We start from the raw sequence: 20767 nt of genomic DNA on the forward strand, positions 1-20767 counted from the left end.
AACCTCACGAACTGATCACGAAGAAATGTTCTGCAACACACTTCCCTTTTCCGGGAAACAGGAGAATTGTTCGATTTCAACCGCGGGTGACCGCGGACGACAGGTTTAAGACCTACTGGGTTTCAGAACTAAGGATACCGTGATGTTTCGTCGTATCGTGCCCGTCCTCGGCCTCGCCCTCGGGCTGGGTCTGGCTTCCCAGGCTGCCATGGCACAGGAACAGTCCCCCCCGCCCCCGCCGGCCGTCCAGGGTACGCCTGGCAAGGACTTCACGGGCGTTTCGCCCTCCAACCTTGCAGGCATCATGAACTACTGCGTCGAGCAGCAGTACGTCTCCTACGATGAAGGCAACCCGGTCCTCTACGGGCTGAGCGAGAAGTACAAGGCCACCGAACAGACGGTCGGCAACTTCGACTATGCGCTCGGCACCGCCGGCTATTTCGACAGCAACGGCAAGCGCTTCTACCTCGTGGCCTACACGAACGAAGACGATCGCCGCGCCGCCTGTCACGCCGCCGTCAAGGCCGCACAGCCGATGCTCTGAGGCCCTTTCCGCAAGGACCGTATCTTCAGAAGCTCCCCTGCCCGACGGCACGGGGAGCTTTTTTATGTCTGCTTCCCCGCACCGGACCGGACTTCTGCCTTTCCACTCTGGGCAGAGGCTCCGGGCGCCGGTAGTATCTCCGCCTCTCCAAACAGTTCAGGACATGGACATCATGGACGTTTCCAAGATCTCGCCCGGCAAGGACCTGCCCAACGACATCAATGTCGTTATCGAAATCCCGCAGGGCTCGCAGGTGAAGTACGAAGTGGACAAGGACAGCGGCGCGCTCGTCGTTGACCGTTTCCTCTTCACGCCGATGGCCTATCCGGCCGCCTATGGCTTCATTCCGGGCACACTGGCCGCCGACGGCGATCCGGCCGACGCCCTTGTCCTGACGCCGGCTGCCGTTGTTCCGGGCTCCGTGATCCGCGCCCGTCCGATCGGCATGCTGAAGATGGAAGACGAGAGCGGACAGGACGAGAAGATCATCTGCGTCCCGCACGACAAGGTGCATCCCCAGTTCACCAACGTGCACTCCGTGGACGACCTGCCGGAAATCACGAAGAAGGCGATCACGCATTTCTTCGAGCGCTACAAGGATCTGGAACCCAACAAATGGGTCAAGGTCACGGGCTGGGCTGACAAGGCCGAAGCCGGCAAGGTCATCATGGAAGCGCTCGCCGCCGCCAAGTAAACAGGCAAGTCAGGCACAGGCGGGGCGGATACGCCCCGCTCACGGCCCTGTCTGATGCTTTTGCAAAAACCCCTGCCTCCCCCCGGAGGCAGGGGTTTTTTCTTGCCCAATATCACATGAATTTGTGATTATTTAATGATACAAGTAACATTATTTTATGATCTTTAGCGGTAAATGTGTGTTATCTCGCCAATGCTAACCTGCTTTCCAAGGAATCAGCGGCTTGTCTCGAGTCCATCTCCACGCAGCTTTCTGCCTGGTCACATTTCTTCCGTCCTGCGCAATCGCCCAGAGCCTTGGAGCCACAAGCGCCACAGCTCAGGATGGCACTGCACGGCACTCTCCCCCCTCCAGCACGGGAGCAGCTTCAAGCCCAACGCCATCGACCGTCCAGAGCTACAGCCCCAACGCAAAAGTGACCCAGATCCAGGTCACGGCGCCCCAGCAGATCATTCCACCCGTCATCTGGCCGTCCGAAAACTCGGAACTCCCGAGCGAACGCGTCAACACGCCGCTGAACCAGATCTATTTCGGCAATGAATGGGTGCCGCCCCTCCCGAACCCGGAAGCGCTCCTGACCAACCCGTTCGGCTGGAACACATGGCTGCGCGATCGTGGCGTCGCCCTGACGATGGACACGACCAACGAGTTTTCCGGCGCCATCACCAGTCCGACCAAGGGCTATGGCCTGAAGCAGGGCAGCAGCAATGCCGGCCAGTACAGCCTTGAGAACGATATCGACTGGGAAAAGCTCGCCAATGTACGCGGCTTCTCGACCCATGCGCTCGTCGTGGGCCGGTACGGCATCCCCGGAAGTCGCATGTTCGGCGACAACCTCAACCCGAGCTCCGAAATCTACGGCGCCGGCGGCAACGTGGTCGTCCATCTCGTCTACGCCTATGCGGAAGAGACGATCGCCAAGGGCCGTGTGGACCTGGCGGGAGGACGTATTCCATTCCTGAACGATTTCTCGTCCAACCCGCTCTACTGCACTTTCCAGAACAATGCGTTCTGCGGAAACCCGAAAGCATCTTCCGACAACACGACACACTCGTCCTACCCGGATGCAAGCTGGGCCTTCCGTGTCCGGACCCGTCCGACCACCAGCACCTATATCCAGACCGGCGTATATTTCGCGCAGGCCGGCATTTACGCCAACACGCAGTACCGCACGGGCTTCAAGTTCAACGGCGCCGATATCCATGGCGAGGCGATCCCCGTCGAAGCTGGCTGGGAACCGCTGTTCGGCAAGGACAAGCTGCCGGGACACTACAAGCTCGGCTATTCCATCGACAACGCGCCGCACAAGGACAACTACTATGACATCAACGGGCAGCCCTATGTCATCAGTGGCCTGCCTGCCCGCATCCTGCACTATTCATGGTCGGCCTGGGCGCTTGCGGACCAGATGGTGCTGCGGCATCACGTCAAGGGCAATCCCGATGCAGGCCTGATCCTGCTGGGGGGCATGTACGCCAACAGCCCGCGGACGCAGCTTCGTGGACAGCAGTATTTCGCGGGCCTGATCGATACCGGATTCTGGGCATCGCGCCCGCTGGATACGATCGGCATCAACTTTACCTACGTCCGCGTCTCCAAGAGCGCCACCGAAACCGAGCGGCTTCAGGCCCTGTACGGCATGCCACTCATGGCAGGATCCCTGACACCTCAGACATTCGGCGAAGTTCTCGAAGCGACCTACCGCATCCATGTCATGCGCGGTGTCACCTTCGCGCCGGACTTCCAGTATTTCTTCCGACCGGGCGCCCAGAAAGCCCTCAAGGACGCCGCGATGCTCGGCTTCAAGAGCCACATCCAGTTCTTCTGAGTCCCTATCCGGGAAGCACCGTCTCGCACGATGCTTCCCGGACGTTCCGGCCGCACCGCTCCTTCAGCAGGGCGGCCAGATCCGCCGCCTGCCTGCGGATTTCCGGAATGGCCGTCGTCTCGAACAATGTTCCCCAGCGCATCGGCCCCAGCGCAAACAGATCTCCGGAACACCGTCCGGCCGCGTCGGTCAGCGCGCCATTCTCGCAGCAGTGCAATCCGCCCAGAGCGGTCTCCCGCACCATCCCGGCCTCCAGAAGCCCGTGAGGAAGAGTGTCCGCCATCTGCCGGTAAGCCCGGCTTGGTCCCGTACAGTTCACGACATGATCGGCAGACAGCGTGAACAGGCCCGTCCTGTCACGCGCCTGGACCAGCACCTGCCCGGCCTCCGGCCCCAGATGGGTCACCTGCCCGCGCCGACAGTCCAGCGTGCCGTTTTCCAGTTCCGCAACCATGAAATCCGCCACCTCCGGCGCGACGCGATGCCGCACGATGTCCCAGCGTCGCTGAAGATGTCGCCGAAAGCGCTTTTTCTCCGCCAGATCCAGAGCCTGCCACAGCGGATTGATCCGCGGACGCAGCGCATCAACCGCACTACGCCAGCCGGTCCCTTCGGACAGACTGTCCCGGAACGCCCGGAAATACGCCCGCGCCGTCGCAGGCGTTTCCGGAGGGATGATGTCCGTTTTTGCGGGAGCGGAAGGCGCATGACGCTCGGGACACCAGCCATGACGGGACAGGGCCACAATCCGGCCCCGATGGCCATTCTCCCGCAGGCGCATCAGCACGTCGAGAGAGGTCAGCCCCGTTCCAATCAGGACAACGGCCGCATCGGGCGCAATCCGGTCATAGAATCCGTTATCCCAGCCCGAAGGATGATACTGCCCGCTCAAAGCCAGCTTCGGCTCTACCCGGGCGACAGGCGCGGGGCCGAAATTGCCGGTCGCGAGCACAACCTGATCTGCCTGAAGCCTCTCTCCATCACCGAGCGCCAGTTCCAGCCGCCCCGCGACGCGCTGGCAGGACAGGACGCTGGTCTGCCGCCACTCAGGACGCGCTTCCGCCCAGAGGCTGGACAGATACTGCCCGAACACGGCCCTCGGCATGAACTGGCCGGGCGTGACGTCCGGATCGTGATGCACGCGGAGCCAGCGCAGGAAATGCTCCGGATCATCGGGATCAGCACTCATGCCGCCTGCTGGAACATTGAGGAAATGGCAGGGAGACAGCGTGGAATAGGCCAGCCCGACCGCAGGGCGTTCCGCAGGATCAATTACGATGATCCGCGCCTGAACATGTAGCCTGCGCAGGTTCCAGGCCAGCAGCGTTCCGCTGGCCCCGCCCCCGATGATGGCAATGAGAGGCCGGTCTGAAGGGGACATGCTGCCGTTTTTCTCCACAGGATCGTCTGCGAAACGGAGCATGGCTGAAACAACGGAAACTGAGCGGGACGTTTCGTAACAGACGTTCTCGAAAACCGCTCAACAGGGCATCAGAAAGCCTGCCCCGGAAGGGAACAGTCCGTAATTTTCAATGTTCTGGAAATCTTCTGGAGCGGGCGATGGGATTCGAACCCACGACCCCAACCTTGGCAAAATTGGCAGAACCATACGCCGGGGTGCGCCTGACTCCCATAATTTACTATAAAACAACATATTACATGAAATCTCCTACTCCGTAATGCGCTCGGATTTGCTCCGGTTTTCGACCATCTGCTTACAAAATGCTTACATTCTGTCGCTACCCCCGATAATGTAAGCAGGAAGCACGGTGACGGGGAAGCCCCATGGCAAAATTGACGAAACGGGCTGTCGATGCCCTGAAGGCTCCAAAGCAAGGGCAAGCGTTCCTTTGGGACAGCGAGTTGCGAGGATTCGGTGCCAGAATCATTCCCTCTGGCTTGAAGACCTTTATCTTGCAATATCGCAATGCCGACGATCGCAGCCGTCGCATTGCGCTTGGTCGATTCGGAGCCATCACCGTCGAACAAGCCCGTGATCTTGCGAAGATCAAGCTGGGCCTGCTCGCTCACGGAAAAGACCCGGCAGCAGAGGTCGAGGTGCATAAGGCAATCACGGTCGCCGCCCTTTGCGACTGGTATCTCCAAGAAGCTGCGGCCGGGCGGATCATCGGACGTCGGAACCGGCCGATCAAAGCCTCGACGCTCGCGATGGATAAGAGCCGAATCGAGACACACGTCAAACCGCTTCTCGGCAAGAGGCTCGTTCGCTCGCTGAAAGTGGTTGATATAGAGGGAATGCAGGCCGACATTGTGGCCGGCAAGACGGCCAAGCCCCGCAGCACCAAGCGAGGCGGCGCCACGACGGGCGGCCCAGGTGTTGCCTCGCGAGCGGTTTCGACTCTGCAAAGTATCCTCGGTCACGCTGCGCGCCTTGATAAGATTGCTACTCATCCCTGCCAAGGCGCGCGACGGCTTGCGGGAAAGAAAAAGCAGCGGAGGCTGAATATCCTCGAAATTGGGAAGCTCGGCGACGCCATGCGACATGCTGAGCGTAACGGTGAAAACCCGATCGCACTAGCAATCGTACGCTTCCTGCTACTGACCGGCTTCCGAATTTCCGAAGCGCAAGGGATGCGGCGCGCATGGGTTCGTCCCGAGGGCGGCTATATCGACTTCGCCGACACCAAGAGCGGCGCCCAGATTCGAGCCATCGGACCGGCCGCAATGCAGGTTCTTCAGAACCAGCCGATCCGTAAGGAGTCGCCATATGTCTTCCCGTCCGATATCAGTGAAGGACATTATACAGCGGCGAAAGCCTGCCTTGAGAGACTCTGCGCTTCGGTCGGCATCGAGGATGTCACGCCACATACTCTGCGGCACACCTTCGGCAGCGTCGCAGGTGATCTCGGCTTCTCCGAATTAACGATCAGGGCGCTTCTCGGCCACGCCGCGCAAAGCGTGACCCAAGGCTACGTGCATATCGACGAAGCCCTGAAGTTGGCCGTTAGCCGCACCTGCGACAAGATCGCTTTGCTGTTGGATGGAGCGAAGAAGGCGGGCCGGGCTGAGGGGCTGGCAGCGTGACGGCATCGGGGGGACCAAAGACCACTTGCGGCCGGAATACCTCGCCGACCGGTTTCAGTTATTGCAGTTAAGGGCGCACGCGACTGGATGCGTAGGAGAACCCGTCGTGGCAAGCCACGTCGTCACGTTCGCCGGTCTGTCCGACCAGGACCGCAAGAAGGTCGCCCCTCTGCCGAAGCTGGTAGAAGGCGATCGTTTCGAGTTGCATGTCCGGCGCCGGAACGGGCAGGATCAGACCATGTCCTTGCCGCCGGCGGCAGCCAGTGCCGTCGAGGCATTGATCGACCACCTGCTCAACGGCGAGCGGGTGGCGGTCCTTTCGGAAGATCAGGAATTAAGCCCCACCGAGGCGTCCACCATCCTCGGTATCTCCCGACCGCTCGTCGTACTGCGGATGGATCGCGGCGACCTTCCGTTCCGCTATATCGGCAAGCACCGCCGCGCGTCGCTCAAGGACGTGCTGGCGTTGAATACGGAACTCGATGTTCGGCAGAAGGCCATGGAGGATTTGGCCGCCGACTCCGAGAATCTCCATCTCCATTATGGCATTTAGTCCCGTTGTCGCAATCTACGACGCCTGTATCCTCTACCCGTTTCACCTTAGGAACATCGTCGTCCAGGCGGCGGCGGACGGTCGATGCGCGGTGGACCGACGCGATTCATGACGAGTGGATACGAAACCTTCTGGCCAACACGCCGGACCTTTCGGCCGAACGCTTGGCGACTACGAAGCAACTCATGAACGCCGCGCTGCCGAAGGCGACAGTAACCGGTTACGAACGTAAGCATCCGGAGAGAGCCGCGGGCGTAATCAGGCTTTGATGGTATTATTGCTGTGGTGAAGGGTTTTCCAGTGCCATGGCAGGAGTTCATGGAGGCGTGGATTTGGCATATCGTTGATACGGGCGAGGACATCTGCGAGTCATGCTTTGGGATCGACAAGGTTCAGACGGGCGGTGACGATCAGGGAATACATGGCGGCAGCGCGTTCTCCGCCCCGGTCTGACCCGGCGAATAACCAGGCTTTTCTGCCGAGGGCTATCCCACGGAGCGCACGCTCTGCGGCGTTATTTGTGAGACAGATGCGCCCATCATGTAGAAACCGTGTGAACATATCAGGTCGTCTGAGAAAATAGCTCATGGCCTGTGCAATGGGATTTTTTGATGACATGCGTTGGCACGTGTCACGCATCCACATGAACAGGTCCTCTACCATGGGAGCACTGCTTTCCTGACGGACCGCGAGCCGATGCTGGTCTGGGGTGCCGTTTATCACACGTTCAGCCTCGAAGATGGCGTCGATGCGGCGCACTGCCTCTATCGCCAGCGGGGCCTTGTCCTTCTCCGCGATTTTGAACAGCCCCCTTCGTCCGTGCGCCCAGCATCCTGCAGACACGACAGGTGCAGGCTGACGGCCCGGTTTTGTCAGAGCGTTATATCCGGCATAGGCATCGGATTGCACGATCCCCGTCCAGCCCGAAAGATGATCGACAGGATGTTCGCCCTTGCGGTCCCGTGAATAACGGAACCACACGGCTGGCGGTGCTGTGCCTCCAAAGGGGTGATCGTCGCGCACATAATTCCACAATCGACCGGTGCGTGTTCGGCCCTTCGCCAGCACGGGCACGGTGGTGTCATCCGCATGCAGACGACCAGCTGCCAGCACATGGACCCGGATCAGCGCGTTCAGAGGGGCCAGGGTCGCTGTGCAGGCTCCCACCCAGTCGGCTAACGTTGACGTGTCGAGATCAATCCCTTCGCGTGCAAAGGCATCACTCTGCCTGTTCAGCGGCAGATGCTGGAGATACTTGTCGCACAGAATGCCCGCCAGCAGTTCTGGCCCTGCACGCCCCCGTGAGATCGGGTAGAAAGGCGCTGGTGGCTGGGTAATGCTCTCGCAATCCCGACAGGTGAACTTCTCCCGCACCGTCTGGATGACTTTGAACTGGCGTGGGATCACTTCCAGCGTCTCAGTGATACTTTCGCCCAGTTTGCTCAGGCGCATCCCGCCACAGCACGGACACTGTGTTGGCGCAGGAAGAACCATCCGTTCGCGTGGCAGGTCGGCGGGTAAGGGCTGCCGCCCCCGGTTATTCCGCGGTGCTGTTGCACGGACAGCGAGGTCCGCCGCATTTTCGAACGTGTCTTCGGCTTGCGTTGTTTCCAGCTCCTCCAGCTCAAGTTCCAGCTGGTCCAGCAGGCGCCGTCCCCGTTCCGATGACGTCCCGAAGCGGTCCTGACGCATCCGTGCAATAAGATGTTTAAGATGGGTAATCTGCGCTTCAGCGCTGACTGCTCGGGCTTCAGCGTCTGTGGCCCGGGTTTCGGCAGCACGGGCACGCGTCTCGGCGGCGGCAAGTGCCGCACGTAAGGCCGTTATGTCATCCATGCTTCCCGTCATGAAAAACAGTTCAGCACAAAACCGTTCAAAAGGGTACAGGACTATGGATCACGATCCCCTTTTTGTTACCCCGCCAGTTCAGGTCGCCATGTTTTCTGCGGATTACGCCAGTCGATCCCTTCGAGCAGACAACTTAATTGTGACGCACTCAGATGGATGGCCCCGTCCTTTGCCGAGGGCCAGATGAAATACCCACGTTCAATCCGTTTTGCATAGAGGGACACTCCAATCCCGTCATGCCAGATCAGTTTCACCAGATCGCCGCGTCGGCCACGAAAGACAAAAACATCACCAGCATAGGGGTCTCTCCCCAGAAACTGTTGAACCCTCAGCGCCAGACCGGGCATGCCAAGGCGCATGTCTGTCGCACCTGCCGCCAGCCATATCTTCAGACCAGAGGGAAGAGGGATCATGAGCGTAAAACCTGAAGGAGTTTCCTCAGATCTTCAATCGCGATCCGGCTGTCAACCATCAGCTTCTCGCCACCAGGAAAAAGAATGCTGGCTTCATGTCCACTCCCGCAGGACTGGTCTCCTCCCAGCCCTTCAACAGGGGATGTCATATGAACCGGCACAAAAGAAAGCTGCTCTTTCGCAGACGGGTTTACGAAATCCAGTCTCTGACGCCATCGGTAAACGACGCTGACGTGGACACCAAACTGGCGCGCAACAGCACGGACTGACTGACCAGTTTCATAAGAAGCCAGCACAACCCGACGTCTGAACGCGTCATCATAGGCCCGGCGCCGTTCGCCAACAATTTCAATAACCGGATGAAGGGCTCGCGATGCTTGTGTCGCAGCGAATGTCGCTGCGACACAAGCATCATTCTGTTCTGATCGCTCTGTCATGAACAGAACACATCACCACACCATAAAATCCACAAGGCGTCTCACACCGGAAGCTTACTTACGAACAGCAATTCCGACCATATACGTTGCTCGATCCTGATGACCGTCCCGTCGCCGCGACCGCGATCGAGGCAGACGCGCCGATAATCGTCACATGGAACCTAGACGACTTTCCTGTTGCCGAATTAAGAGAGCATAGCTTGGCGCAGCAGTCACCGGATGTCTTCCTGGTCGACCTCTGCAAGCGGGCCCCGGATAGGCATTGCCTTCTGAACGAAATAGGCAATCTGCTTTCACCGAAGTCTCAGGGCATTGAGCCGCAGTGCGTTTGTCACGACGGCCAGGGATGACAGGGCCATCGCGCCTCCCGCGAACATGGGCGACAGCGTAAGGCCAAAGACGGGATACAGTACGCCTGCGGCAAGTGGGATGCCGATCCCATTGAACAGGAAAGAAAATGCCAGATTCTGCCGGATGTTGCGCATCGTCGCCTGTGCCAGGCGGCGGGCGCGTACCAGTCCGGCGAGGCTGCCTTGTGCCAGTGTCATCCCGGCGCTTTCGATGGCGACATCGGTGCCTGTGCCCATGGCGATTCCGATATCGGCGGTGGCCAGGGCCGGCGCGTCGTTGACGCCGTCGCCCGCCATGGCGACACGGGCTCCCTTCTGTTGCATGTCACGAATGATCGCGGCCTTATCCTCGGGTTTGAGGTCGGCATGTACCTCGTCGATTCCCGCCTGCCGGGCCACGACTTCCGCAGTCCGGGCATTGTCACCCGTCAGCATCACGATCCGCATGCCGGCTGCGTGCAGTGCCGCGATGGTCTCCTTCGCGTCGGTCTTCAGCGGATCGGCCACGACCAGCAACCCAGCGGCCTGTCCGTCGATGCCGACGAACATGACGCCCGCGCCCTCCGCCCGGTGGGTGTCCGCGACAGGGATCAATGCCGACGCATCGATGCCCTGCTGCCGCATCTGGGCCTGGTTTCCGACGACGACGGCATGCCCGTCCACGGTGCCGGTCACGCCCAGGCCGGTCTGAGACGCGAAATCCCCGACCGGCGCGGCCTGAAGGCCCTGCTCCGTCATCGCGGCGACCAGCGCCTGGGCCAGCGGATGCTCGGATTGTGTTTCCAGTGATGCCGCCAGTCGCAGGACGATGCTGGAATCCCATGCACCTGATGTTTCGGTCGCGATCAGCCGGGGCTTGCCTTCCGTTACGGTGCCGGTCTTGTCGATCACCAGCGTATCGACCGTATCCAGTGCCTGCAGGGCCTCGGCGTTGCGAACCAGCACGCCAGCTCGCGCCCCGCGTCCCATGCCGACCATGATCGACATCGGAGTGGCCAGGCCCAGCGCGCACGGACAGGCGATCACCAGGACCGCAATGGCGTTCAGCAGTGCGTGTCCGAAGCGCGGTTGCGGACCGACCAGAAGCCAGACAACGAAGGTCAGCAGGGACACAAGCACGACCAGCGGCACGAACCAGCCGGAGACCCGGTCCGCCACCGCCTGGATCGGTGCGCGCGTACGCTGGGCGGCCGCTACCATGCTGACGATCCGGGCCAGCATTGTGTCCGAGCCGACGGCCTCGGCCGTCATCAGCAGGCTGCCGGTGCCGTTGATGGTTCCGCCCGTCACCTTGTCACCCGGGCCCTTGGCGACAGGTGCTGGCTCTCCTGTCAGCATGGCTTCGTCCACGCTGGAGCGCCCGTCCATGACGGTGCCGTCCACCGGGATGCTTTCCCCCGGCCGGATGCGGAGCCGATTGCCGGGCACGATCTGGGCCAGCGGTACGTCGTCCTCGCGATCCTGCGCGCCGACCCGGTGTGCGATTTTCGGTGCGAGATCCAGCAGGGCGCGAATGGCGCGACTGGTACGGGCGCGGGCGCGCAGTTCCAGGACCTGCCCGGCCAACACCAGGGCCACGATAACACCTGCGGCTTCGTAATAGACCGGGACCGACCCGTCATGCATGCGGAAGGCAGCAGGGAACAGGCCAGGGGCTACTGTCGCGGCGATGCTGTAGAGAAAGCCCGCGCCGACGCCCAGCATGATCAACGTAAACATGTTCAGATGCCGGGTGCGGAGAGACATCCAGCCGCGTTCGAGGAACGGCCAGCCGGCCCACAGCACGATTGGTGCCGTAAGCGCCAACTGAATCCAGTTCGTCAGGCCGCCATCGAAAAATGCCAGCCCTCCCATATCCGCCGCCATGGCGATGACGACGAGCGGGACCGCCAATATGCTCGCTCCCCACAGGCGCCGGCTGAAATCCACGAGTTCCGGGTTGGGCATGTCGGCGTCGGATGGCTCCTCCGGTTCCAGCGCCATGCCGCAGATGGGGCAGGAGCCGGGGTGATCCTGTCGGATCTGGGGGTGCATCGGGCAGGTCCAGATCATCCCGGCCCGCCTGGGCTGAGGCTTGATGGGCGTCGTGTCCGCCTTGTGCAGGTAATGACAGGGGGCGGCCTCGAACTTTGTCTGGCAGTGCGCGCTGCAAAAATACCAGGTCCGGCCATCATGGTCGGCATGATGCGTCGCCGTCGCGGGATCGACCGTCATGCCACACACAGGATCCTTGACCAGGTGCGCGTCAACTCCGGTCGCTGCCGGGGTGGGACCCTCTCCATGGAGATGGGACGCGCAAGCTGCTGTATTGTCGTTCGTCATGAAGCCCCCTTGCTTGTGGCCGCCAGCCGCGGCGTCGAAGTATGCCATAATCGCTTGCACTTCAAGGTATGCCCCTGTAGGGTATAGTGCAATGAGGCAGTCACGGGTAAAGATTTCGCAGGGCCTGAAACGGGTCGAAGGTCAGGTGCGTGGCATCCAGAAAATGGTGGACGAAGACCGCTATTGCGTGGATGTTCTGCTTCAGCTTCGGGCCGCCAAGGCGGCGTTGCATCGGCTCGAGGGGCTTGTTCTGCGCGAACATATCGCGGGCTGCGTTGTAGAGGCGATCGAATCCGGCGATCCGGTGGAGCGTCAGGAAAAAATCGGGGAACTGATCGAAACGGTCAGCAAGATGACGGGGTAGACGTGCAAGAGATCGGCGCGATACGGTTGGGACGGTTGCTGGCCTGCCTGCTTCTGCAGGTGGGGCTGATGCTGGCATCCGTCATGCCGGGTCATGCCGCCACGTTGCCCTCTACAGTTGCTGTGGTTACCCAGCCGATGGCCGACATGCCAGGGATGCAGATGCCATCCCGTGCGGATACGACGACCGCACATTGCAATCATGAACCGTGCCACGACCATCATCCATGTCATCATTGCGGCGATTGCTGCGCCCAGGGTGCCTGCGTCGCCAATTGGCTGATGCCGCCCTCCGTGACCAGGGCGTTTGATTACTCAGGTGTTACGGCACCTTTCGGCTTGTCTCGCTCAGATCGCATCGTCGGTCATGGGTTCGCGCCGGCGCTGCCACCGCCCAGACAGATGGCCTGATTCTGTTCTGACAGTCTCAGGACTGGTCATTGACCTATGACCGGTTCCGCCTTCTCTCTTTTGCGGACTATTATTCATGTCAATACGATCCCTTGCGGGACGGAGCGCGATCACGCGCCGCCGTTTCGTCGTCGGGACGGGCCTGTGGGGGGCGGCGCTGGCCGTCCCGCAGGGCAGCGCGGGCGCCTACGCTCCGGTCTATGCGCCGGCGTCGGGTCGGCCCGACCCGCTGCCTGGCACCCGTTTCGACCTTACGATCGGTTCTGTACCGATCAATATCACCGGTGCGCGCATGCACGCGGTGGGTGTGAACGGCTCCACGCCCGCGCCGATCCTGCGCTGGCGTCAGGGTGACACGGTCGAACTGAACGTCACCAACCGGTTGGATGAGCCCACGTCGATCCACTGGCACGGCCTCCGGGTGCCGGCCCACATGGATGGCGTGCCCGGCCTCAGCTTCGGCGGCATCGCGCCCGGCGAGACGTTCACCTATCGCTTCCCGCTGCATCAGAGCGGCACCTACTGGTATCACAGCCATTCCGGCTTCCAGGAGCAGACGGGCCTGTATGGGGCTCTGATCATCGATCCGAAGGATGGTTACGCGCAGCATTTCGACCGTGACTATGTGATGGTCCTGTCCGACTGGACCGACGTCGATCCCGAGGACATCGTCTCCAACCTCAAATTCCAGAGCGATTACTACAATTTCCGCCAGCGTACGGTGGGCACGTTCTTCCGTGACGCGCATCGACAGGGGCTGGGTGCGACCATCCGGGATCGTCTGCAATGGGGTGCCATGAACATGGCACCGACCGATATTCTGGATGTTTCGGGCATCATCTACACCTACCTGATCAACGGCCAGTCTCCCGGGGCGAACTGGACGGGCCTGTTCCGACCGGGCGAGCGCATTCGCCTGCGCTTCATCAATGCATCGGCGATGACGCTGTTCGACGTGCGGGTTCCCGGCCTGACGATGACCGTTGTTCAGGCCGACGGTAATGACGTGGAGCCCATCCCGGTCGATGAATTCCGCATCGGGCCAGCGGAAACCTACGATGTAATTGTCAGCCCCACCGCCGATGGACCGTACACAGTCTTTGCCCAGGCCGAGGATCGTACCGGATACGCGCGCGGCACGCTCGCCACCCGTTCGGGCCTTGCCGGGCCGGTTCCCCCCATGGACCCGCGCCCTCTGCGCACCATGACCGACATGGGTATGGGGAATATGGACATGAAGGGCGGCATGGCGGGCATGGAGATGGGGAGTTCGCCGGGGAAGCCCGGTGATGCCCCTGCCGGCGGCGGCATGGACATGGATCACATGGACATGAAGGAGGCTAACAGACCCGGAGCCGCTGCGATGGATATGCCGGGCATGGCGGCTGCGTCGCGGCATAAAACAGAGTTGAAACCCGGCGTCGCGGTGCAGAGTGTCGCCATGATGCCGATCAACCGGCTGGCGGAGCCGGGCGACGGGCTGGAGAATAATGGTCGCCGCGTTCTGACCTATGCCGATCTGCGGGCCACGATCCCGGGCGCGGACCCACGCCCGCCGTCGCGCGAGATCACCCTGCACCTGACCGGCAGCATGGAACGCTTCATCTGGGGATTCGACGGCAAGAAGTTCTCGGAAGCGGAACCGATTCGTCTGACTTTGGGCGAGCGGGTGCGCTTCGTCCTGATCAACGACACGATGATGGAGCATCCAATCCATCTGCATGGATTGTGGAGCGAACTGGAAAATGGGCAGGGTGACTGCCGACCCTACAAGCACACGATTACCGTCAAGCCGGGTGAGCGGCTGAGTTACTTGGTCACGGCGGACGAACCCGGGCTGTGGGCATATCACTGCCACCTGCTCTACCACATGGAGGTGGGCATGTTCCGCACGGTGGTGGTGTCGTGATCCGGGGTCTGATAGGTGGCACGGTCCTTGCCGCTGGACTGGCTACCGCGGTACCTGGCACGGGACGCGCCCAGTCAGTCCCGGCACGCCAGAGCGAAGGAACCCAGGAAGCGCAGACCGCCTCGGCTCCCGCGCCCGTGGTCTATGTCAACGGCATCCAGCCGGTCATGGACCATAACATCTATATGCATGCGCTGCTCGACCAGTTCGAGGCGCGCTTTGGTGCCGATGGCGGGCAGTTCCGTTACGATGGGCAGGCTTGGTTCGGCACTGACTACGACAAGCTCTGGCTGAAATCCGAAGGCACGGTCGGCACAAACGGCAAGTTCGGTGATGGAGATCATGAGGCCCTCTATGATCGTGCCATCTCCCGGTATTTCGATGTCCAGACTGGCGTGCGTCTCGATATTGACAACGGCCCCACACGGGCCTGGGGCGCGATCGGGGTCGAGGGACTGGCGCTATATTTCTTCAATGTGGAGGCCACGGCATATTTCAGTGACCGAGGCGCGGCGGGGCGTCTGCAAGGTTCCTACGATATCCTGCTGACCAATCGCCTGATTCTCCAACCCCAGGTCGAGATGAACTTCTATTCCGCGTCCGATCGTGCGCGCGGCGTCGGAACCGGGCTGTCCGATATCGATACGGGATTGCGGCTTCGCTACGAATGGCATCGGAAATTCGCGCCCTATATCGGCGTGAGTTATTCCGGCACGTTCGGTCAGGCCGCCGACATGGCACGTTCAAGGCATGAGCGTGTCCAGGACCTGAATTTCACCTTCGGGATCAGGACGTGGTTCTGACCGCTCCTGCCCGATGTGAAGTCGTTGCGGGGCGCACCGTGCGGTCCCGATTCAGATAAAAAAAGATAAGGAACTTACAAATGCTAACTGTCAATTTCAGGATCTCGGCCGCTCTGGTAGCACTTCTGGCCACAGCCTCGGTTGCGCATGCCCAGACACCCGCTCCGGCACCGGCCCAGCCGCAGGGTCAGGATATGTCCGGGATGCAGGGCATGTCCGGTATGTCGGGGATGGACCACGACAAGATGAAAATGGACGGCATGTCCGGTTCCGGCATGGAGGGCATGGAGAAGGGCATGAAAATGAAAGGAAAGATGGGAGGCTGTATGAAGATGAAGGGCATGGATATGTCGAACGGCCACGCCATGGCGCCGTCAGATCACAAGATGAAGATGGGCTGCGGTGACAAGGAAAGCGGCATGAAGATGCCGATGGGGCCGCAGAGCATGCCCGACGCGGTTCATCAGCGCTGATCGATTCCTGATGGAGCGGGGCGGCGCCATAAGCGTCGCCCTTGGAGATGCCCAGGGAGGCACGCATGAAAAGATTAGCCTGGAGTCTCGCCGGTATTCTGCTGGTCGGGATCGGCGCGGGAACGGCCGTCGCTTTCGGTGGTCTGTATGATGTGGGCGCCACCTCGCCGCATTGGCGGCTGACCTATCGTGTTCTGGAAACGGCACGCCTCCATTCAATCCGGCATCACGCCGAGGGCATTACCGCACCTGTCGATCTTGAGACGCAGGCACGGCTCGTCGGTGGTGCATCGCATTTTTCGATGCATTGCGCCTCATGTCATTCGGCGCCGGGCGTCGAGGCCGAGGATATGGCGGAGGGGATGTATCCGAAGCCACCGGTTCTGAATGATGTAGCGCAACGTTATACGCCGGGCGAACTGTTCTGGATTCTCAAGCATGGCATCAAGATGTCGGGCATGCCGTCCTGGGCGGATCATGGTGATGACGATCTCTGGAACATTGTGGCGTTTCTCGAGAAACTTCCGGGAATGAACAGTTCCACCTACCAGGCGCTGGTCGCTCGGGCAGAAGCAGCCGGCGGGCATCATATGCATCACGACATGGATATGCCGATGCCGCGACAGTAGATGCCGCTGGGATAATTGATCGAGATCAAGGAAAATATGCCATACCCCCGTATAGTAACAAGTGGTGTCCTGACGACATCCGGAAAACGGGCCGGTATGAACTTTGCCGAGGATGATGGCGTGTTGGAGAAAGCATGAGGCGCGTCTTTTTGAGCGGGAGTGTCGTGATCATGACACTGCTCATCAGCATGTCAGAGGGATTTGCTCAGGCACCGGGTGAGTCACCTGCCGTTCCGGCCATGTCTAGCGGCACTATGGCGGGGCCTACGGCAGGCAGCCCGCCACCTTCGCTGGCGCTGCGGCGCGATCAGCCGGAAGACGATGGGCCTATGGCAGCGCCCCGGGATGCCGACCGGGGTGCCGAATCGTCCGGCGGAATGAAGACGACCCCCGCTCGACCCGACTCAGGCATGTCCGACATGGGCGGCATGATGTCGATGGGTGGTGACGAGCATGCGAGCCATCACCCTGGCATGGGCGGGATGGGGATCCCCGGTGCGCCATCATCCAGGCCGACTGAGCAGGGCAATATGATGAGCCGCATGCTGCCCCAGGCTGGGCAGGCATTGAGTGCGGTTCCCGGGGCGGACAAGGCCGACGCAGGTTGTTGCGGAGCGCGCGGTCGCACGCCGCTTTATACCTTCATGATGACGCATCCGAAGCTGACGGACGCCGAACGTCAGATGCTGGCCGATATTGCGGCACAGAGGCTTCAAGACGGTCTTCGCGAAGTCGGCACCGCATCGGTCGATGCCACTCAGTCCCTGTCGTGGGAGACGATGCGTCGGTCCAGCCAACATCTCCATGACGGTGTTGCGTTGCTCGATAGCGGAATGGCCGCGCGCGCGGCCGCGACCGGCCTCGTTAATCCTCAAATGGTGGCTTTCAACTGGTTCACGGCACAGATGGGTCTGCCGACAATCGCGGCGAGCCAGCAAAACGGCCTATTTTTCGGACTGACGCCGGCTCACCTGGTGTTCATGACGATCCTGATCCTGGTATCGATCGCTCTGCTGATCTTGCAGGTCCTGCGGTTGCATCGTGTGCAGGAGATTCTCACGACCACCACGGCATTCGCACCGAAACCAACGGTTCCGCCCATGCCACCATCGTCGACCGGCGGCGGTCCAACACCTCCTGTTCCCCCGCCTCCCCCTGTACCGGGACCAGGCGGTGGAACGGCCACTCCGATCGTCGACGTACCGCGACACGGCCTCTGGCGTGGCAGCCTGAAAGTGGCCCGGATCATTCGGGAGACGCCGGCGATCGTGACGTTCTATCTGGTTCCGGCCGATGGGGGGCGGATTCCCTTTGACTTCAAACCCGGCCAGTTCGTGCAACTCACCATCGAGCCGACGTCTGGCAAGCCCGCGAGCCGGTCCTATACGATCGCATCGTCGCCGGGGCAGGTCGAACATCTCGAACTAACGATCAAACGCGAGGAACACGGGCTGGTCTCGCGCTACCTGCATGACACGGTCAAGGAGGGTGATCTTTTAAAGATCGCGGGTCCATCGGGTATGTTTACCTTTACGGGTGAAGAGGCAGACTCGATCGTCCTGCTGTCCGGCGGCGTAGGCATCACACCGATGATGGCGGTCCTGAGATACCTGACCGATATCGTCTGGCCGGGCGAGATCTACTTCGTCTATTCCGCTCATGCCAGCATCGACTATGTGTTTCGCCAGGAAATCGAGTGGCTGGAACGTCGCAATGACAAACTGCACGTTATTGCCACCATGCGGCGGTCGCCGGGGACAGAGTGGTCGGGGCCGGAAGGGCGCATCACGAAGGAACTGCTTCAGCAATCGGTGCCAGATCTCACAAACCGACGTATCCATGTCTGCGGCCCACCCGGGATGATGGCAAGCATGAGAGCGTTATTGACGGATCTCGGTGTGCCGGAAGCCAATGTTCATAGCGAGGCATTCGGACCAGCCGCGATGAAGGCCGAACCTGCGGTCGGGCCTGTGGCGGCCCCCTCATCTCCGGCCGTCACGCCTGCCGCAACGACCATTACGTTTTCCACTTCAGGGAAATCGGCTCCGTTGCAACTGGATGAAACGGTTCTCGACGCGGCTGATGCGGCAGGCGTCAATATTCCATCCTCCTGTCGGTCCGGGATCTGCGGCATGTGCATGACACACCTGCTGCAAGGCCAGGTGACAATGGCGGTTGAGGATGGGCTCGATCCGGCCGACAAGGCCAAGGGCTTCATCCTGGCCTGCCAGGCGAAGACGACCGGTGGCCCGCTTGTGGTGGAGGCATAAATGCAGGAACGCAGCGCAATTGTCGTTGGTGCTCTGGTTGTCCTGCTGGTCTTGTTTCCGCTGGGATTTCTGGTGCATGTCGCACCGCGCTTTCCCGGAAGCTTGGCTGGCAGTCTGATTGGCATTTCCGCCGCCATCCTGATGCTGGTGCCGCTGATCTATGTGGCGGGAAAGCGGATTCCTGTCGTGCATCGTTATTTTGCACCTCGGATTGAGAGCCGCACTCTGCTGTCGGTGCATATCTATGCCGGCGTTCTGGCTCCTATTCTCGGCCTGATCCACGCGGCCCACAAATTCGACAGCCCGATGGGGATTTCCCTCACCGGCATCATGCTCGTCCTCGTCATCAGCGGCTATGTCGGACGTTACATGTTGATTCAGATCGGCCGTGGACTGCGTGGCCGCGCCCAGGAGTTGGCACAACTTCGCGCCGCACTTGCCGGTGCCGGGATGGCGCATCTGATGTCCGAGACGTCGGATGCGCCCCGCAACATCGTTCAGCGTCTTCTTTTGACATCGGCCTATCCGGGTACGCGGGGTGCATTGGATAGCGAAGCCACCATCGCCTCCGCGCTGGCAGATGTCGAGTACGCTGTCAGATCGGAGAACGTCGTGAATTCATTGTTCGGGCGATGGCGTAAGGTCCACATTGTTCTTGCGACGATCCTCTATTTTCTGCTGGTTCTTCATATCTGGTCGGGCGTGTATTACGGGTTGAGGTGGATATGAAGCCCGTCGTCCTGCTCTATACGATTTTTGCGGCCGCGGCCTTAATCGTTGGTGTGGCGGTGCCGCTTACCATGCATCATTCCGGCAGTAACGCCATTCCAGGCTGGGAAGGACTGGTGAGTCCGGGACCAGTCTCGAAGGCGCATCAGTTTATAGCGAGCCAGTGCGAGACCTGTCACAAGCCCTTTTCAGGTGTTGTGAGTAATAACTGCGTGACATGTCATTCTCTGGCGTCGTTCGCCGATAAGCAATCTACCCGGTTTCATGTCGCGGCGACGCAATGTACGTCCTGTCATGTGGAGCACGGTGAACGGCCACATATGACCGTGATGGATCATAGTGCATTGACGAGGGCGGATTTCTGGTCAGACACCGTTGCGCAACTTCGCTCAGCCGGGCTGGTTGGAGCGTCGCCGATTCCGGGAAGCGCTGCGGCTATTCCGACTGATCATCGACTTGACCGTGATGCCGTTCTCCATCTGAATTGCGCAAGCTGTCACTCCAACGTGGATCCTCATCGCGCCCGCTTTGGTCCTGATTGCGCGAGTTGTCACTCCACCAATACATGGCTGATCGCCGCGTTCGAACATCCCGCCGATCAGATATCGACGGATTGCAACGCCTGTCACAAGGCGCCGCCCAGCCATTACATGATGCATTTCAAAATGATTTCGCAGCACGTCGCGCATCAGGATGCCCCGGTGGAGCATTGCTATGCCTGTCATACCACCGATGCATGGAACAATATTCGAGGGTATGGATGGTATAAGCACCATTAAATCTTACGAAATTTGCGTCAGAATATCGCCATTTAACGCGTGTGTGATGATGAAATCACTGGAAGCGGCGGCATTGCTCAAAAAATATATTGTAAATCAGAAAATATATCGAACGTTACGCATGATTATTTCGCATGTCGTAAACTTTTGAAGCAAGCAGTTGGCTTACTCTGGCCCGAATAGGGTTATTTCCAGGTTAGGGCTAGATAGAAAAATTGACATTTCTTCAAAAAAAATCTATAATTATTAGGAAACTCCTACGGCGTGTCGTCAGTTAAGCAGGATGATGATTGAGGCGAACTGAACCGCCGCGAGGAAGGTGGATTTCAGTTTGTCGTAGCGGGTTGCAATAGCGCGGAACTGCTTC

The 20767-nt window shown here is 60.3% G+C and carries 18 protein-coding genes and 2 pseudogenes; 14 read left to right on the top strand and 6 right to left on the bottom strand.

The window, feature by feature from the left end; all coding sequences use genetic code 11:
* The first annotated feature begins 142 nt into the window (after positions 1 to 142).
* The 3 genes from adhS to HKD27_RS05420 all read left to right on the top strand — a co-directional run bounded on the left by adhS (position 143) and on the right by HKD27_RS05420 (position 3066).
* A complete protein-coding gene (gene adhS, locus HKD27_RS05410) occupies positions 143 to 544 on the top strand; it encodes an alcohol dehydrogenase subunit III (RefSeq protein ID WP_062497149.1) in 402 nt (133 codons plus the stop codon).
* Positions 545 to 716: 172 nt separating this feature from the next.
* Entirely contained in the window at positions 717 to 1238 is a 522-nt protein-coding gene (ppa, locus tag HKD27_RS05415) for an inorganic diphosphatase (protein WP_062497205.1), read from the top strand.
* A 223-nt stretch (positions 1239 to 1461) separates the two neighbouring features.
* Complete coding sequence (locus HKD27_RS05420; protein WP_194688623.1) at positions 1462 to 3066, top strand: carbohydrate porin; 1605 nt, start codon at positions 1462 to 1464, stop codon at positions 3064 to 3066.
* 4 nt (positions 3067 to 3070) lie between these two features.
* Here the strand turns inward: HKD27_RS05420 and HKD27_RS05425 are convergent, their stop codons facing one another.
* Entirely contained in the window at positions 3071 to 4447 is a 1377-nt protein-coding gene (locus HKD27_RS05425; RefSeq protein WP_194688622.1) for an FAD/NAD(P)-binding protein, read from the bottom strand.
* Between the two features lie 404 nt (positions 4448 to 4851).
* On the opposite strand from HKD27_RS05425, the gene HKD27_RS05430 reads away from it, so the two are divergent.
* Both HKD27_RS05430 and HKD27_RS05435 read left to right on the top strand, forming a co-directional pair.
* A complete protein-coding gene (locus HKD27_RS05430; protein WP_010515582.1) occupies positions 4852 to 6111 on the top strand; it encodes a site-specific integrase in 1260 nt (419 codons plus the stop codon).
* A gap of 106 nt (positions 6112 to 6217) precedes the next feature.
* The gene (locus HKD27_RS05435) at positions 6218 to 6664 is read left to right on the top strand and encodes a helix-turn-helix domain-containing protein (protein ID WP_029329636.1); all 447 of its coding nucleotides are present in this window, start codon (positions 6218 to 6220) and stop codon (positions 6662 to 6664) included.
* A gap of 258 nt (positions 6665 to 6922) precedes the next feature.
* Here the strand turns inward: HKD27_RS05435 and tnpC are convergent.
* From tnpC to HKD27_RS05455, 4 genes and pseudogenes are all read right to left on the bottom strand, one after another.
* Positions 6923 to 8512, bottom strand: a pseudogene (gene tnpC, locus HKD27_RS05440) (IS66 family transposase).
* Between the two features lie 65 nt (positions 8513 to 8577).
* A complete protein-coding gene (tnpB, locus tag HKD27_RS05445) occupies positions 8578 to 8925 on the bottom strand; it encodes an IS66 family insertion sequence element accessory protein TnpB (protein WP_010515587.1) in 348 nt (115 codons plus the stop codon).
* Positions 8922 to 9362 (bottom strand): IS66-like element accessory protein TnpA, encoded by a 441-nt coding sequence (tnpA, locus tag HKD27_RS05450; RefSeq protein WP_010515588.1) that lies wholly within the window; start codon positions 9360 to 9362, stop codon positions 8922 to 8924. The genes tnpB and tnpA overlap by 4 nt, the downstream gene beginning before the upstream one ends.
* A 293-nt stretch (positions 9363 to 9655) precedes the next feature.
* Positions 9656 to 12082, bottom strand: a complete 2427-nt coding sequence (locus HKD27_RS05455) for a heavy metal translocating P-type ATPase (protein WP_077813805.1) — start codon at positions 12080 to 12082, stop codon at positions 9656 to 9658.
* A 43-nt stretch (positions 12083 to 12125) separates the two neighbouring features.
* Here HKD27_RS05455 and HKD27_RS05460 point away from each other — a divergent pair, with 43 nt between their 5' ends.
* From HKD27_RS05460 to HKD27_RS05500, 9 genes are all read left to right on the top strand, one after another.
* A complete protein-coding gene (locus tag HKD27_RS05460; protein WP_007284529.1) occupies positions 12126 to 12398 on the top strand; it encodes a metal-sensitive transcriptional regulator in 273 nt (90 codons plus the stop codon).
* A gap of 2 nt (positions 12399 to 12400) precedes the next feature.
* Positions 12401 to 12808, top strand: a complete 408-nt coding sequence (locus HKD27_RS05465; protein ID WP_236748168.1) for a hypothetical protein — start codon at positions 12401 to 12403, stop codon at positions 12806 to 12808.
* A 76-nt stretch (positions 12809 to 12884) separates the two neighbouring features.
* Positions 12885 to 14717: a copper resistance system multicopper oxidase gene (locus HKD27_RS05470; protein ID WP_062497147.1), complete on the top strand. Its 1833-nt coding sequence runs from the start codon at positions 12885 to 12887 to the stop codon at positions 14715 to 14717.
* Entirely contained in the window at positions 14714 to 15520 is an 807-nt protein-coding gene (locus tag HKD27_RS05475; RefSeq protein WP_062497145.1) for a copper resistance protein B, read from the top strand. The genes HKD27_RS05470 and HKD27_RS05475 overlap by 4 nt, the downstream gene beginning before the upstream one ends.
* Before the next feature lie 80 nt (positions 15521 to 15600).
* Positions 15601 to 15993, top strand: coding sequence for a hypothetical protein (locus HKD27_RS05480; RefSeq protein WP_062497143.1), 393 nt, complete (start codon positions 15601 to 15603; stop codon positions 15991 to 15993).
* Positions 15994 to 16058: 65 nt separating this feature from the next.
* Positions 16059 to 16622: a cytochrome c gene (locus tag HKD27_RS05485; protein ID WP_029604279.1), complete on the top strand. Its 564-nt coding sequence runs from the start codon at positions 16059 to 16061 to the stop codon at positions 16620 to 16622.
* A 170-nt stretch (positions 16623 to 16792) separates the two neighbouring features.
* On the top strand, positions 16793 to 18892 hold the full coding sequence (locus HKD27_RS05490) for a 2Fe-2S iron-sulfur cluster-binding protein (protein ID WP_156478031.1): 2100 nt from the start codon (positions 16793 to 16795) through the stop codon (positions 18890 to 18892).
* Positions 18893 to 19621, top strand: a complete 729-nt coding sequence (locus HKD27_RS05495) for a hypothetical protein (protein ID WP_007284537.1) — start codon at positions 18893 to 18895, stop codon at positions 19619 to 19621.
* A complete protein-coding gene (locus tag HKD27_RS05500; RefSeq protein ID WP_029604277.1) occupies positions 19618 to 20400 on the top strand; it encodes a cytochrome c family protein in 783 nt (260 codons plus the stop codon). Before HKD27_RS05495 ends, HKD27_RS05500 begins: the two co-directional genes overlap by 4 nt.
* Before the next feature lie 270 nt (positions 20401 to 20670).
* Here HKD27_RS05500 and HKD27_RS05505 read toward each other — a convergent pair.
* Positions 20671 to 20767 (bottom strand): annotated as a pseudogene (locus HKD27_RS05505) (IS5/IS1182 family transposase); the annotation flags it as partial.

Origin of the sequence: Gluconobacter sp. R75690 (genome assembly GCF_015244525.1) — a bacterium.
In the GTDB taxonomy this organism is placed as follows: domain Bacteria; phylum Pseudomonadota; class Alphaproteobacteria; order Acetobacterales; family Acetobacteraceae; genus Gluconobacter; species Gluconobacter potus.

Excerpts from the sequence above, each read along its gene's own strand:
- adhS (WP_062497149.1), top strand. The coding sequence starts at position 143 with ATGTTTCGTCGTATCGTGCCCGTCCTCGGCCTCGCCCTCGGGCTGGGT.
- ppa (WP_062497205.1), top strand. The coding sequence starts at position 717 with ATGGACGTTTCCAAGATCTCGCCCGGCAAGGACCTGCCCAACGACATC.
- HKD27_RS05425 (WP_194688622.1), bottom strand. The coding sequence starts at position 4,447 with ATGTCCCCTTCAGACCGGCCTCTCATTGCCATCATCGGGGGCGGGGCC.
- HKD27_RS05430 (WP_010515582.1), top strand. The coding sequence starts at position 4,852 with ATGGCAAAATTGACGAAACGGGCTGTCGATGCCCTGAAGGCTCCAAAG.
- tnpB (WP_010515587.1), bottom strand. The coding sequence starts at position 8,925 with ATGATCCCTCTTCCCTCTGGTCTGAAGATATGGCTGGCGGCAGGTGCG.
- tnpA (WP_010515588.1), bottom strand. The coding sequence starts at position 9,362 with ATGACAGAGCGATCAGAACAGAATGATGCTTGTGTCGCAGCGACATTC.
- HKD27_RS05455 (WP_077813805.1), bottom strand. The coding sequence starts at position 12,082 with ATGGCATACTTCGACGCCGCGGCTGGCGGCCACAAGCAAGGGGGCTTC.
- HKD27_RS05460 (WP_007284529.1), top strand. The coding sequence starts at position 12,126 with ATGAGGCAGTCACGGGTAAAGATTTCGCAGGGCCTGAAACGGGTCGAA.
- HKD27_RS05470 (WP_062497147.1), top strand. The coding sequence starts at position 12,885 with ATGTCAATACGATCCCTTGCGGGACGGAGCGCGATCACGCGCCGCCGT.
- HKD27_RS05480 (WP_062497143.1), top strand. The coding sequence starts at position 15,601 with ATGCTAACTGTCAATTTCAGGATCTCGGCCGCTCTGGTAGCACTTCTG.
- HKD27_RS05485 (WP_029604279.1), top strand. The coding sequence starts at position 16,059 with ATGAAAAGATTAGCCTGGAGTCTCGCCGGTATTCTGCTGGTCGGGATC.
- HKD27_RS05490 (WP_156478031.1), top strand. The coding sequence starts at position 16,793 with ATGACACTGCTCATCAGCATGTCAGAGGGATTTGCTCAGGCACCGGGT.
- HKD27_RS05495 (WP_007284537.1), top strand. The coding sequence starts at position 18,893 with ATGCAGGAACGCAGCGCAATTGTCGTTGGTGCTCTGGTTGTCCTGCTG.
- HKD27_RS05500 (WP_029604277.1), top strand. The coding sequence starts at position 19,618 with ATGAAGCCCGTCGTCCTGCTCTATACGATTTTTGCGGCCGCGGCCTTA.